16 protein-coding genes and 1 pseudogene are annotated in these 15109 nt (G+C 57.5%); 5 read left to right on the plus strand and 12 right to left on the minus strand.

Annotation, left to right across the window (positions count from 1 at the left end; genetic code table 11):
* Positions 1-79 precede the first annotated feature (79 nt).
* The 7 genes from ACR0CG_RS14650 to ACR0CG_RS14680 form a co-directional block, all read right to left on the minus strand.
* Complete coding sequence (locus ACR0CG_RS14650) at positions 80-1813, minus strand: thiamine pyrophosphate-binding protein (RefSeq protein ID WP_480525835.1); 1734 nt, start codon at positions 1811-1813, stop codon at positions 80-82.
* Positions 1814-1882: 69 nt separating this feature from the next.
* Positions 1883-3007, minus strand: coding sequence for an enolase C-terminal domain-like protein (locus ACR0CG_RS14655; RefSeq protein WP_480525836.1), 1125 nt, complete (start codon positions 3005-3007; stop codon positions 1883-1885).
* A gap of 32 nt (positions 3008-3039) precedes the next feature.
* On the minus strand, positions 3040-3474 hold the full coding sequence (locus ACR0CG_RS14660) for a universal stress protein (protein WP_170679100.1): 435 nt from the start codon (positions 3472-3474) through the stop codon (positions 3040-3042).
* Positions 3475-3535: 61 nt separating this feature from the next.
* Positions 3536-4849 carry a TRAP transporter large permease subunit gene (locus ACR0CG_RS14665; protein ID WP_170611677.1) on the minus strand — a complete coding sequence of 438 codons (1314 nt, stop codon included), beginning with the start codon at positions 4847-4849 and terminating at the stop codon, positions 3536-3538.
* Between the two features lie 5 nt (positions 4850-4854).
* On the minus strand, positions 4855-5382 hold the full coding sequence (locus ACR0CG_RS14670; protein WP_480441505.1) for a TRAP transporter small permease: 528 nt from the start codon (positions 5380-5382) through the stop codon (positions 4855-4857).
* 62 nt (positions 5383-5444) lie between these two features.
* The gene (locus ACR0CG_RS14675) at positions 5445-6425 is read right to left on the minus strand and encodes a TRAP transporter substrate-binding protein (protein WP_170611680.1); all 981 of its coding nucleotides are present in this window, start codon (positions 6423-6425) and stop codon (positions 5445-5447) included.
* Positions 6426-6486: 61 nt separating this feature from the next.
* Positions 6487-7737 (minus strand): NAD(P)/FAD-dependent oxidoreductase, encoded by a 1251-nt coding sequence (locus ACR0CG_RS14680; RefSeq protein ID WP_480525839.1) that lies wholly within the window; start codon positions 7735-7737, stop codon positions 6487-6489.
* 141 nt (positions 7738-7878) lie between these two features.
* On the opposite strand from ACR0CG_RS14680, the gene ACR0CG_RS14685 reads away from it, so the two are divergent.
* Positions 7879-8580 (plus strand): GntR family transcriptional regulator, encoded by a 702-nt coding sequence (locus ACR0CG_RS14685; protein ID WP_480525841.1) that lies wholly within the window; start codon positions 7879-7881, stop codon positions 8578-8580.
* 52 nt (positions 8581-8632) lie between these two features.
* Here ACR0CG_RS14685 and ACR0CG_RS14690 read toward each other — a convergent pair whose 3' ends face one another.
* The 5 genes from ACR0CG_RS14690 to ACR0CG_RS14710 form a co-directional block, all read right to left on the minus strand.
* Positions 8633-9385 (minus strand): aspartate/glutamate racemase family protein, encoded by a 753-nt coding sequence (locus ACR0CG_RS14690; protein WP_480525842.1) that lies wholly within the window; start codon positions 9383-9385, stop codon positions 8633-8635.
* Positions 9386-9470: 85 nt separating this feature from the next.
* The gene (locus tag ACR0CG_RS14695) at positions 9471-10241 is read right to left on the minus strand and encodes an enoyl-CoA hydratase-related protein (protein WP_480525844.1); all 771 of its coding nucleotides are present in this window, start codon (positions 10239-10241) and stop codon (positions 9471-9473) included.
* Positions 10242-10243: 2 nt separating this feature from the next.
* The gene (locus ACR0CG_RS14700; protein ID WP_480525846.1) at positions 10244-11557 is read right to left on the minus strand and encodes a hypothetical protein; all 1314 of its coding nucleotides are present in this window, start codon (positions 11555-11557) and stop codon (positions 10244-10246) included.
* Positions 11557-11844 (minus strand): hypothetical protein, encoded by a 288-nt coding sequence (locus tag ACR0CG_RS14705; RefSeq protein WP_480525848.1) that lies wholly within the window; start codon positions 11842-11844, stop codon positions 11557-11559. The genes ACR0CG_RS14700 and ACR0CG_RS14705 overlap by 1 nt, the downstream gene beginning before the upstream one ends.
* 28 nt (positions 11845-11872) lie before the next feature.
* Positions 11873-12562, minus strand: coding sequence for an AMP-binding protein (locus tag ACR0CG_RS14710; RefSeq protein ID WP_480525850.1), 690 nt, complete (start codon positions 12560-12562; stop codon positions 11873-11875).
* Between ACR0CG_RS14710 and ACR0CG_RS14715 the strand changes: the two genes are divergently transcribed.
* From ACR0CG_RS14715 to ACR0CG_RS14730, 4 genes and pseudogenes are all read left to right on the plus strand, one after another.
* Positions 12525-13415, plus strand: a complete 891-nt coding sequence (locus ACR0CG_RS14715; RefSeq protein WP_480525852.1) for a YcaO-like family protein — start codon at positions 12525-12527, stop codon at positions 13413-13415. The genes ACR0CG_RS14710 and ACR0CG_RS14715 overlap by 38 nt on opposite strands.
* 95 nt (positions 13416-13510) lie before the next feature.
* Positions 13511-14131 (plus strand): annotated as a pseudogene (locus tag ACR0CG_RS14720) (TfuA-like protein).
* A complete protein-coding gene (locus ACR0CG_RS14725) occupies positions 14128-14409 on the plus strand; it encodes a hypothetical protein (RefSeq protein WP_480525854.1) in 282 nt (93 codons plus the stop codon). The pseudogene ACR0CG_RS14720 and the gene ACR0CG_RS14725 overlap by 4 nt, the downstream one beginning before the upstream one ends.
* A complete protein-coding gene (locus tag ACR0CG_RS14730) occupies positions 14343-15017 on the plus strand; it encodes a DMT family transporter (protein WP_480525856.1) in 675 nt (224 codons plus the stop codon). The genes ACR0CG_RS14725 and ACR0CG_RS14730 overlap by 67 nt, the downstream gene beginning before the upstream one ends.
* The last annotated feature ends 92 nt before the right edge of the window (positions 15018-15109 follow it).

Consider the following 15109-nt stretch of genomic DNA (forward strand, 5'->3'; position numbering starts at 1 on the left):
ACCTAATACCTTTCCTACTGTCCCTGTCGGAATAAGAAGGGTTTTGCACGGCCCCCGGCCAATGGGGCTGCGGCTTGAGTCAGTAGAAGTGCGGCAGGTTTTTGGCCCGCGCAGCGCGTACCCAGTTCGGTACAAACGGGACGATCTTGTCCTGCGACGGAACCATGATTTCGATGAAGTTCGCTCCGGGGTTGGCGATCGCCTCAGACAGAACAGCCTCTATTTCTGACTCACTTGTGATTTTCGCGGTACGGAAACCAAACCCCTCGGCAACCTTGCAGTAATCCACACGGCCGAAGTCGGTGGACCACGGTTCATCTATTTCGTCCAGAAGGATAGCTTCGCCCCGGATCCAGCCGAATGTGTCGTTGCGGGTCAGGATGATCGTAACGTTTTTGCCGGAACGCTTGATCGACTCCATGTCGCCAATGACAAATCCGAACGACCCGTCACCGGTAAAGGAAATCACCGGACCGTCATTGGCATAGGACGCCCCCAGACAGGCAGGCACCGAATATCCCAGCGCCCCCATGGAGTAGTTGGTGATGTAACGGCGGCCCGGCTTTTTGAACGTCAGAAGGGCAGACGGGTAGATCGCGCTGACGCCCGGCTCCGACGTGATCACGGCGTCGTCCGGCATGATTTTGTCCAGCGCTTGGCTGAGCTTGACCGGCGAGATCGTCCCTTCGGGCATCGGGATGTTCGAGTTGAAGACATTGTCGAGCGCGGTTTTCTTCACCGGGTTCAGATCGATCCTGTCGCGCTTCAGGTTCGGGTGCTCGGCCCTGATGATCTCGACCATGTATTCAATGCTGGCCCGTGCGTCGCCGACCATGCCCACTTTGACGGGAAAGTTGTTGCCGACATGCGCCTCGGCAATATCCAGATGCAGAAAGGTCTTGGATTTCGGGTCCCCGTACAGCTTCCAGTGGTCGGTCGCAGCGCTGTCGGTGTTTGACCCGACAAAGAAGATCGTGTCAGCTTCGAACACGTACTGGTTGGAATATTCCATTCCGCCGCGCCCCCCGATGACGCGCAGCGCCAGTGGGTGATCTTCTGGAATGGTGCCTTTGCCGGGCGTTGTTGTGCCGACGGGGATTTGCAGAAGTTCCGCCAGTTCCAGAATTGCGTCAGAGGCCTTTGAGATCAGCCCGCCCTGACCGCAGACAATGGCCGGTTTTTTGGCAGCCAGAAGAATGTCGATTGCAGAGCGAATTTTGCCGTGGTCGGCAACTGGCCGGTGCGCCGGGTATTGGCTGTATTCCGCCTCGGCATAGAGATCGTCAATCTCCGCCTCTTCTCCGAAGATGTTGATCGGCACCCGGATATGCACCGGTGCCGGGCGACCGGAGGTTGCGACACGAAAGGCCCGGCGAAGCAGGAACGGGATTTCCCTTGCGTTGGTCAGCACAAAGCTTTCCTTGCAGATACTGTCGTAGAGTTTGGTCTGATCGATCCCGGTCAGGCCGTGTTTTTTGTCCTGATTGATCGGAATGTCCGAACTGAAAAAGATCACCGGAACCGAGCTGAGGAATGCTTCGGTGATGCCGGGCGAACAATGGGTGACACCGGGGCTGGGCGCTTCGAGAACGCATGGGCGCCCAGTGATCTTCGCATAGGCCTCGGCGGCGTAGGATGCGGTTCGTTCATCGCGGGTCAGGACGAACTCGATATTGCTGTGTTCACGCCATTCCTTGTACCAGCCGATGGTGGTTTCCCCCGGCAGGCCGAAAACATGGCGGACGCCGAGCAATTCGAGCATCTTCAGGATGATCTGGGCGCCGTTCATGCGCTTTGTGTCTTGGTGTTCCATGGGTAGGTTCCCTTTCCCGATCAACCACCGCACACAGTGCTGTATGCAGCCGATCCGAAGTTTTTGAGATTACGTCAAAGGTTCTGCGACAGCGTATTTTGTCAGCATGTCAGGATTGACCTGAACGCCCAGACCCGGCCCGGTCGGAACGTGTACCCGCCCGTTTTTGACAGGGAAGGGTTCGGTCAGAATGTCTTCCGCGGCGTAGTAGGTCGCCATGTAGAATTCGCATTGCAGGACCAGGTCCGGTACGGCGGCCATCAGATGGGCACCGGCGGCATGGGCCAGTCCCGTTTCGAACATGCAGCCGCCATAGATCTCGATTCCGGCAGCACGGGCGATTGCCGCCACCTCCAGCGCCCGCCGAATACCACCGGATTTCATGATCTTGAGCGAGAAAATGTCCGCGATCCGGATCTGCGCCCCGTAAAGCGCGCCTTTGGGGTCAAACACGCTTTCGTCCGCCATGATCGGGGTATCGATTACATGCGCAATGTGGGCCAGGGCTTCACGTTCGTGCATCTTGACGGGCTGTTCGACAAATGTCGGGCGAAACGCCTCGAGATCCCGGATGCAGCGCACGGCGTCATAGGCCGGAAGACCCTGATTGTAGTCAATGCGGATGTCCGCCTCGTCGCCATAGATATCACGCAGTTTTTCACAGCGCATAAGGTCGAACCTATGGTCGGCAAAACCGGTCTTGAACTTGAAGATGCGCACGCCGTCTTCCCACATCGCGGCGATGTCATCGAGGTCAGCGTCGAAATCTGGGTTGGCGACCGAAAAGCTCATCCCCATGCTGTCACGCATTTTACCGCCGACCAGTTCGCAGACCGAAAGGCCGGTGATCTGGCCGGTGATGTCCAGCAGCGCCATTTCCAGCGCGGCCTTGGCCTCGGGGTGGCCGATCAGCACCTTCTCCGCCATGTTCATGTGCTTTTCGACCTGGACCGGGTCCTGACCGATCAGATGCGGGCGCAGGTGCACGTGCAAGGCGGCGGCGTTCGCCTCGGCGGTTCCGGTGAAGACAGGCCAGGGTGAGGCTTCGCCCCAGCCTGTAAGGCCGGTATCCGTTACCATTTCCAATATCGCAACGTTAATACCTGCTACGTCGCCGCTGCCATGCGAATGGACAGCTTTGGCGGGGATCGAAATGCGATGAACGCGCAGAGTTTCGATTTTATGGTCGCTCACGTATGTCTCCGAAAGTGAGAGTTGGCAGATGGTCAGTTCGGCCGCACGACCAGCACGCTGCAACGGGCGTATCGCGACACCCGGGCAGCGTTTGGTCCGATCAGAAAATCCCGGACCGATGGTTTGCTGGCACCGATCACGACGAAACTTGCTGACTGATCGTCGGCGTGGTTGATCAATTGCTCGTAAACGACACCGCGCAGCACCCTGGTTTTGTGTGCGACGCCGTGCCAATTGAAGTCGGCGCAATACGCGGCCAGATCATTCTCTGCCTCGATCAGTACCTGCTGGTGCATTTCTGCCGGGATGTAACCCTGAACATAGCTGAGCTCCTGATCCGGTATGACAAAGATCACCTCGACCGTGCTGTCATGGGATCGGGCCAGCGAAATTGCTTCGTGAACGACGTGGGCGTCGCTGTCTTTGTGCACAAGGTCAACGGCTGCGAGTATTTTGGATCGGGTCATGACGTGGGTCCCCCCCCCCTGCTGTGACAGGTGAATATAAAGTGTGGAAGGGGCCGGCCGATTACCGGCCTGCCGAGTTCCGCATATTGTCAGGCAGCCAGGTGGCCAGTTCCGGGAAAGCGATCATCACGAAGACCATCACCACCATGATCAGGAACAGCGGCAGGGCGGTCTTTGCGATATATCCCATCTCGTGCCGAGTGATCCCCTGCATGACAAACAGGTTGAAACCGATCGGGGGTGTAATCTGCGCCATTTCCACAACCACCACGATGAAGATTCCGAACCAGATAAGATCTATGCCCGCGCCCTCGACCATCGGTTGTACAATCGCCATGGTCAGGACGACCGACGAGATGCCGTCAAGAAACATGCCGAGAATGATATAGAACAGCATCAGCGCCAGCAGCAGAGAGAAGCGCGACAGTTGCAACCCTTCGATATATTCCGCCAGCGCGCGCGGCAGTCCGGTAAAGCCCATCGCCAGTGTCAGGGCGATGGCACCCATGAGGATAAAGGCGATCATGGCCGAGGTTCGGGTGGCACCCAAAAGGCTTTCTATGAAGGCCTCCTTCGTCAGCGATCCCTGCATGGCCGCCAGTATGAACGATCCGATGACCCCAATGGCGGCAGCCTCTGTTGCCGTGGCAAAGCCGCCATACATCGAGCCGATGACCACCAGGATCAGCAGGATGATCGGGATGAGAAACCGGCTTTCGTTCAGTTTCTGCCCAAAGGTCATACGGTCGGAGATTTCCGGTACTTCATCACGGCGCAGAAAGGACCAGCCAGCGACATAGGCCATGAACATGCTGGCCAGCACGATACCGGGCAGGATGCCTGCCATGAACAGTTTCGAAATCGATTGCTCGACGGCGACCCCGTACACAATCAGGGTCAGAGATGGCGGAATCATCAGGCCCAGCGTCGCCGCGCCGGTCAGGGTCCCGATGATCATATATTCAGGGTATTCCCGTTTGCGCAGTTCCGGGATCGACATTTTGCCGACGGTGGTGAGCGTAGCCGCTGAAGAACCGGACACGGCAGCAAATATTGTGCAGCCGACGATATTCACATGGACCAGGCCACCCGGCAAACGCTGCATCCACGGGCTCAGACCCCGAAACATGTCCTGCGATAATCGACTTCGGAACAGGATTTCGCCCATCCAGATGAACAGCGGCAGCGCCGTCAGTGTCCAGCTTGAGGATCCGGTCCAGATACGGGTCAGCATCGCGTCGCCAGCCGGGCGTGATGTGAACATCTCAAGTCCAAGGTAAGCCACGCCAAACAGCGCGAGGGCGACCCAGACGCCTGTGCCCAAAAGCACAAACAGCGCGAACAGAAAGATGGAGACGAGGTAGAATTGTTCCACTGGGCTTACTCCGCGTGCACATCGACCCCGGCGGATCGAATGTTGTCCTTACCCGTGAACAGGGTACTGATCAGGTTGTCGAAGGCGCAGATCGCCAGCAGGACCGTGCCGATGACCATCGACATCTGCGGGATCCAGATGGGCCACGCGTCCTGCCCCTGGCTGATGTCGTTGAAACGATAGCTTTCATAGGTCAGCTTGATGGCGTAGCGCGCGAACAGATATGTCAGGTAACTGGCAACTGCCCAGCACCAGATTTCCCCAAATCGCCGGAACCGTCCAAGCGCGTTCAAAAGCAGGTTTACCCGAATATGGCTGCCGCTGTTCAGCGCATAGGGCAGCGCCAGAAACGACGCGGCGGCCATGCAATAGCCGGTGAAATCTGGTCCGCCCACGACAACCTCACCCACCCATCGAGAGATCATCTGCATCGAGACGAAACACAGGATCAGGATCAGAAAGACAGCGGCGACATATCCGGCCCAACGGTACAGAGCATCCAGAACAACGCGCAACAGACTGAACAGCGCCACGGCAATTCTCCTCTTGTGCGCCCCGACGCCGGATCGGCATCGGGACATGTTTCAGTCAAGGATTATTGGGCAGCCTTGAAGGCATCGACGATTTGCTGACCTTGTTCGCCGGCAGCTTCCAGCCATTCGGCGGTCATGGTCTCGCCGATGGCGCGCAGTTCAGCGGCCAGTTCATCGCTTGCGGGGCCGGTGGTCATGCCGTTCTTGCCCAGCTCGTTCACGGTGAACTCGGTGTACTGGATCGAACGCCAGTCGCCTGCATATTCCGCGGCAAGGGCGCAGCCGTTCACAACGTTCTTGGTCGCGTCATCCAGGCCGTTCCAGGCATCCATGTTCACCAGAACATAGTTGCGCGGCATCCAGGCATCCACGCCGTAGTAATGCGACAGGCTTTCCCAGACTTTGCGGTCGTAACCGGTGGACCCGGACGAGACCATGCCCTGTGCCACACCCGTCGCAAATGCCTGGCTGATTTCTGCGGCTTCGATCTGCACCGGCAGCATCCCGGCAAGCTCGGCCATGCGGGCCGAGGCAGAGTTATAGGCGCGGAACTTCAGACCTTCGGCATCGGCCAGTTTGTTGACCTCGCGGTCGAAATACAGACCCTGACCCGGCCACGGCACCGAATAGAGCAGATGAAGGTTCTGTTCCGCCAGCAGTTCGGACAGCGGGCCCTTGGCCACATCCCACAGCTTTTCGGAATCCTCGAACGAGGTCGCAAGGAATGGAACAGAGTCAAAGCCGAACAGCGCGTTTTCGTTCTGGTGACCGGACAACAGACGCTCACCGATGTTGACCTGCCCGGTCTGGATTGCGCGTTTTATTTCCGCACCCGCATAGAGCGAGCCGCCCGGATGGGTTTGAATGGTCAACTCACCCGCCGTTCCCGTGGTCACGCATTCAGCAAACATCGCACCGGTGGCCGAGTGGAAGTTGGTGGCCGAATAGGCCATCGGCATATCCCAGGTTTCAGCATTGGCCGATACCGCTGATACGGTGGCTACCGCGACACCAGCGGCAATTTTGGTGATTGTATTTGGCATTTCAAACTCCCTTGTTGCCTATTTTCGGCCCCTGATTTCCGGGGCGTTTATGGTCGTTTCTTCAGAACCGCTGCGGATCGTAGACGGTCAGATCAATATTGCTGCGCTCTCCCGTCACCAGCCCAGCCAGAATGCGTCCGGTTTTGGGCCCGGCGGTCAGGCCAACATGATGATGCCCGAACCCGGCCAGTACGCCGCTATGGCCAATCTCTCCGATCAACGGCAGGCTGTCGGTCGGGGCAGGGCGATGGCCCAGCCAACTGTTCATGTTTTCGAACCTGAGGTGCGGAAAGCTTTCCTCGACCTTGCGCCTGAGCAAATCAAGCGGCGCCTTTGAAGGCCCGGCTTTCAGCCCGCCAAATTCGACGACACCGGCACAGCGTAGCCCATTTGCCATCGGGGTGGCGACAAATTTGCCGGTGGTGATCATCAATGGGGTCGATGGCCCGTTTTCCGCCCCCGCGAATTCAATGTGATAACCGCGCTCGGTTTCGAGCGGCACGGACAGTCCAAGCTTTTTCGCCAACGGTCCGGACCAGACACCGGTCGCCAGAACAACATTGGAGCAGGGCAGCGTGCCGCTGTCCGTTATCACGGCCGTTGCCTTACCTTCAGTGAACTCGAAATCTGTAACCTCGGCCCGACGGATCGAAGCCCCCAGTTTTTCGGCTTCGGTTGCAAGCGCGGCCACGTATGATCCGGGGCTGCGTGAAAATCCGTGATCATGCATCACGGCCAGAAGTTTCAGATTTCCCGTCAGGTTCGGCTCGAACTCGCGAACGGCGTCCCCTTCCAAAACCTCGGGTTCAAAGCCTGCGGTTTGACGCAGCATCCACGTGTAGCTGTCCGCTTCGAAGGTGGCGCGGTCGGGATAGGCGAAACTGTAGTCCGAGGTTTGGACCCATTGCGCGGCATCTGTTCCCTTAGTCAGGGCAAAGTGCTGCTCGACCGAGTCCGAGGTCAGCGGAGCAAGCCCGGCAGCAATTCTACGGGTGTCCTTGTCGTTGGCATGTGACAGGTATTTTGTCAGCCATGGCACAAGCCGTGGCAAATAGGACCAGCGCAGAAAAAGCGGGAAGTTCGGGTCCAAGGCCATTCGGGGACCTTTGAGAACCAGTCCCGGCGCCGTGACAGGGGCGACTGAGCATGCCGCCAGCACCCCGGCATTGCCATATGACGTCGCCCTGTCATCCCCTGGCGCGTTGCGGTCCACAATGGTGACGTCGACGCCCTTGCGACGCAACCAGATAGCGGTCGAGACACCGACGATTCCGGCGCCAATTACGACGACTTGTTGAGCCTCAGACGTCATATCATCCCATTGTGGCGAGAATCATCGCCCCTTGCATCGTATTCCAGCCTGTATACAGTACTGTCGCAATCTGTGAAGACAAATGTTTCTTTTCCCGTGCGCTTTGATAGAACGGGCAAAATCCGAACTGTTGGGTATGAGATGTCCAAATCCGAAGGAAGCGTAGAACGCGCCTACGAGGCGTTACGCAAGAAGGCGATCAGTTTCGAGTTCATGCCCGGTGAGCGCCTGAATGAGACCGCGTTGACAAAAACCCTTGATGTCAGCCGCACCCCACTGCGCGAGGCATTGAACCGGCTTGCCGCCGAAGGGTTCCTGACTTTCGAACTTGGCAAAGGGTTTTTTTGCCGCCCACTCAGCCCCGACAAGATTCTGGAACTTTACCAGCTACGATGCGCGCTTGAGACCGAGGCGCTGATCCGTACCATTGAAGGAGCGGATGACAACGCAATCGCCGAGGTTGTCGCCTATCTGGACGAGGCCGAGAAATCCTATTCTGTTTGCAGCGATCTGAATGTTCTTTTGCGCATGGACGAAGAGTTTCATGTCAAGCTCGCGACACTGTCGGGCAACAATGAACTGGTCCGGCTGCTGTACAACGTGAACGAACGCATCCGGTATGTAAGGATGATAAACTTGCGGCTGCTGCGTGATCGCCGGGATACGCCTGACTATGATCACTCTTCCTTGTCACAGCATCGCATCATCCTGAATGCGGTAAAGGCACGGGACAAAGACGCCGCGATCGTAGCTTTACGGCGTCACATTGAACGCCGCAGTGAACAGACGGTCGAATTGGTGCGCGTGGCGTTTTCCCAACTCTACGTTCCGGGGAACTTGTAGACCCACAGTCCTGCCCAACTGTGTCACGCAGCTGGGTCAGGATGTGCGATGTCTACCTCGCCAACCCCAGCAGTGGATCATCCAGTTCCGGGGAAAACCGATCCGGTACAAGCGATTCATGAAACCATTTCAGGAAAGTGTAGATCGAGAACACTGGCAGTCCGGTCAGTTTGCGGACGTCCGCCGCGTAAGGCGTCATATTGGTGCATTCCAGCAAGATTGCGCCGACATCCGGATGTTCTGTCACCAGTTGCCGCGCCGCATCAAGCATATCCAGCCGGCATGCCGCAAAATCGATTTCGGGGGCATCTCCCAGTATATCACGGGTAAACGCCCGACCACCCTCGGTGCCCACGACCGGAGTATCAGCCGGTACATTCGCGGCAGCCAGATGGGCCGGCGTCAGCGTTTCTTTCGAGATCGTCAGAATGCCCACGCGTTTTTCGGGGGGAAGCATTGCCTGAATCATGGGGGCCTGCATCAGAGAGGATGTGGCAACAGGAACCCGTACCGCCTCGGCCAGCCTGTCCTGAACAATCGACAGAAAACCGCAATTTGTCGTGATACCGTCGCAGCCTGAGGCAACCAGGTCTTTTGCGGCTTCGATGAAAAGGTCAACCAGTTCCCGTGCATCATTGCGCACCACCAACTCGGGCGTGGCGCTGCGCACGACGCGGTACTGTACCGGGAAAGGCCAGGTAAGCGCATTTCCGATGTCGCCGGGAATGCGCGGAAACTGCGTTTCAAGCATAAGAATGCCAAGGTTGGCTCCGTATACCGTTTTTCCACCGTAACAGGTCTGCATGGCGTGGCCCCACTGGATGCAATTGTACGCATAGCTGTATACAATTTTGGGAAAGTCAATCCCGATCTTTCCCGTTCGATGGAAATCAAACGGGATGGAACCGGGGTTCTCTCTTTTCCAGAAACGCGTTCATGCCTTCCTGTTGCGCCGGCAATCCATAAAGGGCGTGGTACATCTGCCGCTCATAGCGAAGACCGGAATCCAGCGTGCGATGTTCGGCCATGTTTACACAGGCACGAGCCATTTCTGCGATGTCAGGTGCATAGCCGGAAATGGTTCGTCCTACATCCTGTGCGGTTTGTTCAAGTTCTTCGGACGGTACTACGCGACTGATCAGACCCATCTGAAGCGCCTCCTGCGCATCCACCATGCGACCGGTCAGGATCATGTCCATCGCCCTGGCCCGTCCAACCAGCCGGGTAAGGCGCTGCGTGCCGCCGATACCGGGAATACAGCCGATCTTGATTTCAGGCTGGCCAAATTTTGCGGTGTCCGACGCCAGGATGACGTCGCACATCAGGGCAATCTCGCACCCGCCGCCCAACGCGTAGCCGCCAACAGCTGCAATCTTTGGCAGTTTCAGTGCGGCGAACCGGTCCCAGCCGCCAAAGAAGTCACTGGCCTGCATGCTGGCATAGGTCTGAACCGCCAACTCGCTGATGTCAGCCCCGGCCGCAAAGGCGCGCTCGTTTCCGGTCAGGATCAGGCAGCCGATTGCCGGATCGGCCTCAAAGTTGGTTGCCGCGTCCAGCGCCTCATGCATGACCCGCGAATTCAGGGCGTTCAGTCGATCCGGCCGGTTGAAGCGGATTGTGGCGACACGCCCGTGAGTTTCCGTCTGAATTGTCTCATACATGATCAACTGTCCCAGATTGCGCCATAGGCGGGGATGCCCAGGCTTTCCATGTCGTGCACGACTTTTCGCGTAAGCTTCTGGTTCGAAATCACGATGACAGCCTCGGCGTCGCTGTCACGAACCGACTGCAAAGCCAATGCGGAAAGGTTCGGTTTACCCCGTTTATCAGTGTCCCAGATCAGAGGGGTATCAGTATGCGCTTCGATCTCGTCAACCAACGCGTTCCCATAGGTCTTTCGGGGGCTTCGGGTCGACCAAATCAGCCTGTTCGGCACGTCACCGGCCAGAAGATGAGGCAGGATCGGACCAATTCCGGACCCGGTGCCGATATAAACGACCTTTTTGAACAAAACCTCAATTCGGGCCACGCCAGATGTCGTGATGCCTTTGACCCAGACCCTGTCAGGCGGGTTGTCGATGAATCGTTCTGTCCAGTCTCCGGCCCGGCTGATTGCCAGCCGGTAGCTTTTCTGGTTCGGGGCCGGGATATTGGCGAAAGAGTGATACTCTCCAAACGGTGTGTGACTGATGGCGTTGGAACTGCCGGGGAACGGCGTGTCGCCGTATTCGAACCGGGCAATCACCGCATGGTTCGACGGTTTGACAATATCAACCTTCACCCGTTTCAGCGTCAGCCACGGAGACAGGATCGACAGCGTGATCAGGCAAAGCATCCAGAACGCAGCGCTGCGCAACAATGCATCGCCAGTGTCAGAACTTATTGATACCGTCTGTGCCCAGAACAGCGCCAGGACGGTCCATCCGATGAAGCGATGGATTTTCTCGAACATATTATGGAAGCGGGCTCGGATCGGTCCCAGCGCCGAAACCACCATGACGGTCATCAACACGACCATGGCGGCGCTTAGCGTCAGTGTCAGGCCCGAGGGCGAAGCCGCCCCTGCACCCCTGTTCGCGATCATTCCAAACAGCAAGAACCCGAACCAGATCGTGCCCGCAACGGTACATCCTGAATGCAGTCCGCCAAAATGAAAGACCTTGCCGGCACCCCAGCGAATCCACAAAGGCCAGGATGTCGGAACCCGGGTCGCCAGCCAGAACAATGCGTTGACCACCCTTTGCTGCCGGATCAGGATACCGATGCTCAGGTTGATCAACGCCATGTCCGCGATGAGGTGCAGCGCGTACTCACCATCATGAAACCACCTGCCCTGGTGCAGCCCCTTCACGAAAACACCCAGATTGACGACGGCAACCAGCGCCGCCAGTCGCCAGTATTCCATCAACGCCGGGTGCCGTGTGACCCGCCGCCAGTTCAGGCCCCGGGATTGCAGATTTGTGGTTTGAGTTGTCATCACTTCAGCTCCGTCCCGGTTTGCGCGATGTGGTCACGGGCGAGTTGCTTCAGCATGCGCTTGTCCAGTTTGCCGCGTGGTGTCCGTGGCAGCGCGTCCATCGGCGTCACCACAGCCGGACAGCAATAATAGGGCAGACGGTCCGCAACCGATCGCGCCGCACGCTTGGGGCAGGCGGAAGCAGGCGAGATGAAACTTACCAGATTTCGGCTGTCATATTGCAGCGTCACGGCCTGTTGGCAGCAGGGCGACTGTTCAAGCGCGCCTGAGACGCTGTCCAGTTCCACCCGAAAGCCGCGTACCTTGACCAGATCATCAACGCGGCCGAAATGTTCGAGCTCTCCATCGGCCCAGATCGCGGGTGCGAAACATCATATGGCCAGGGCGAAACGGATCAGGGCGGTAACGCTCATCCGTCAGCTCAGGGTTGGCGAGGTATCCGGTTGTCACGCAATCCCCACCGGCCCACATCTCACCCTTCTGGCCGATTGGGAGGGCGCGCAGGTTTTCGTCCAGAATGTAGACCGTGTTGTTGGGTGTCGGACGACCGATGGACAGGATCTGTTTGTCGGGGTGATGCGGCTCGGCCGTGTTGATGATTGTCGTCTCTGTCGGACCACAGGAATTGTAGAATGTGCAGAATGCCGACCACCTGTCGGCAAGGGGGCGAGGGCAGGGTTCTCCGGCCACGGCGGCGACTTTGACCTGTTGGCATAGTGTATGATCTAGCGCGTTCAGGATTGACGGCGTGGCGATCAGAACATCCACTTGTTCAGCCGTTTCCTGAATGGACTTGCCACGAATGACCAGAGTTGCCCCATTTGACAGCGCCCCCAGTGTTTCCCAGGCGGCCATGTCGAAAGCGATGGATAGAACCTGTCCAACCTTCATGCCCGGGCGCATTCCCAGATCACCGGGCGCGGTCAGCAGGATATTCGCCAGATTGGCATGGCTGACCTGAACGCCGTTGGGCACACCTGTCGTACCTGATGTAAACAGGATCATCGCAAGATCTTCCGGTCGCGCCCGGTATCGGGTATCCGGGGCTGGAGGTGAAAGCGCTTGGGATAATTCCGGGGCCTGGGCGCCATATGAACTGATACACACAAATTACACACGGCCTTTGCCGCCCGGCAGTGGGTTCTTCCTTTCAAGCTCCAACGGCTTGGCGTCAGGAAACACCTTTGCCGAAGCCGCCTGCCACGCCTTGTGCGAAGTCATTGAACGCGACGCCATAGCGCTATGGTCGCAATTGCCCTGGACAGATCGTGACGCGCGACGCATCGACCAAGATACGATTTGCGGCGGCTCACTTCTTGCGATTCTAAAAAAATTCCAAGACGCGGATATTGATGTGGCGATCTGGGACGTCACTTCCGACATTGGTGTGCCTGCATATCTGGTCTGGACATGCGAGAAAGGAAACCTGCCGGTTTTGCTGCCGCGGCCCTCGGTCGGTGCGGGGTGTCACCCTTGCCGCGAAATCGCATTGTCCCGCGCGCTGACAGAAGCCGCACAGGAACGGCTGACGCTGATCACCGGTTCCCGCGATGACTTGTCCAGGGAGTTCTATCGCGAAATGGAATTTCACGAGACAATCGCAAGGCCCGGAAAGCTTGAGTTCGGGTCAAGAAAATCGCAGGACACAGCAACCCCGGATGATGATCTGGATCAGATATTAGCGGGCTTGCAGAATGCTGGACTTCACGACGCATACATCATCGACATAACCGCGGACTATGTGGCCAAACATATTTCGGTGGTCCGTGTGCTTGTTCCGGGACTGGAAGGTCCAAGCGACGACCCGCGCTACGCAATGGGGGTGCGGGCGCAAAGACAGCTGGAACCGGCCCAATGACCATATTCGTATTTTGCGGCCCCACGATCCGGAAAAGTGAAGCATTGAGTATTCTTGACGCTGAATACCTGCCACCTGCTGCACAGGGGGATGTGATGGCCGTGATAGCGCGCAACCCCCATGCCATCGGTATCATTGACGGGTACTTTCAGCTGACACCTTCGGTCTTGCACAAGGAAATACTTTGGGCGCTTGACCAAGGCGTTCACGTCTTCGGCAGCGCCAGCATGGGAGCGCTAAGAGCCGCCGAGCTTTGCGATTTCGGCATGAAGGGGATCGGGCGCGTTTTCTAGGATTACCGCACTGGCCGGATTACACGGGACGACGAAGTCGCCCTGAACCACGGACCCGCCGAACTGGGTTATCCCGCATTGTCTGAACCATTGGTGAACATCAAGGCCACGCTGGCGGCTGCGTTGGAAAACGGGGTCATTTCACAAGAAACCGCAGCAGCTTTTGAAGCGCATATGAGCCGGACATATTTCTCACACCGTTCCTATTGCAACATGATCGTATACGGTCGTCAAAAAGGGTTTGATCTAAAGGAACTCGCCCGTTTTGAAGACTGGCTGGACCATGGCAAAGTCGATGTAAAGAAAGCTGATGCGGTCGAAATGCTAACCTTCATGAAGGACTTCCTGAAGCAGAATCCGGGCAGGTTTTCGTCGCAGTTTTATCTGGAACGCACTTCGGTTTTCAACCAGGTCGGCCAATGAGCGCCATGCTTCGTCAGTTTCAAGGGAGCGCGCGCGGGATAATCTTGTTTGCGCTGGGCGTGTTTTTCATGTCCGCGCTGGATGCGGTCGCAAAAATGCTGGCCCAGACATATTCTGAGCTTCAGGTCATATTCTTCGAAAGCGTGTTCGGGCTGCTGTTTTTCTTCGGGATCATCGCCCCGTCGACCTGGCGTTCGATGGTGTCGCCACGGTGGCCGCTGATGATTGGCCGAGGCTTGCTGACCTTGGGAACGATGTATTTTTCATCGCAGGTCTGAAGGTACTGCCTCTGGCCGAAGTGACGATCATTTTCATGGTTTCCCCGATCATTTCAATGTGTCTGTCTTCCCTGTTCTTTCGGGAACACGCGAGCGTCCTGCAGGTCTTAGCGGTGGTTGCCGGAGCTTTGGGTGCATGTCTCATTATCCGCCCGCCGGGCGTCGGCATGAACATGGCCGCTTTGCTTCCGCTGGCCGCGGCTTTTTGCAGTGCCTTCGGCCTTGCGGCGGCGCGCGCCCTGTCCCGCCGCGACACGCCAGAAGCAATCACGGGCTATGAATATCTGACGATTTTTCTGGTCGCTGTCCTTCTGGTTCCGACGGGGGATCACCTGCCCGAGACGCCGGATTTGTGGCTTGTTGTTCTACTTGGGCTGTTCGGCGCCTTATGCGTGTATTGTCGAACGACAGCCTGTTCGGTTTCGCCGCTCAGCTTGATGGCACCGGTAGAGTACTCCGGGATGATCTGGGCCATCATCTTTGGCTATGCGATCTGGAACAACCTGCCGGATTTCTGGGGATGGGTCGGGGCAGGGCTGATCGCAATTGGCGGCTTGCTGCCAGCGCTTCCAATTGGTCAGTCCGCCAGGAAGGAGAACCGACTCTGATGCAAAACTTGTCGCCTGTCTTTCCGGTTCGGACGGGTATCGGTTTTTCGGTTTTGGTCGCTCAGCAACCTCGAAAGTTCAGTATGAAGTTC

This window comes from Ruegeria sp. AB8, from assembly GCF_056542605.1.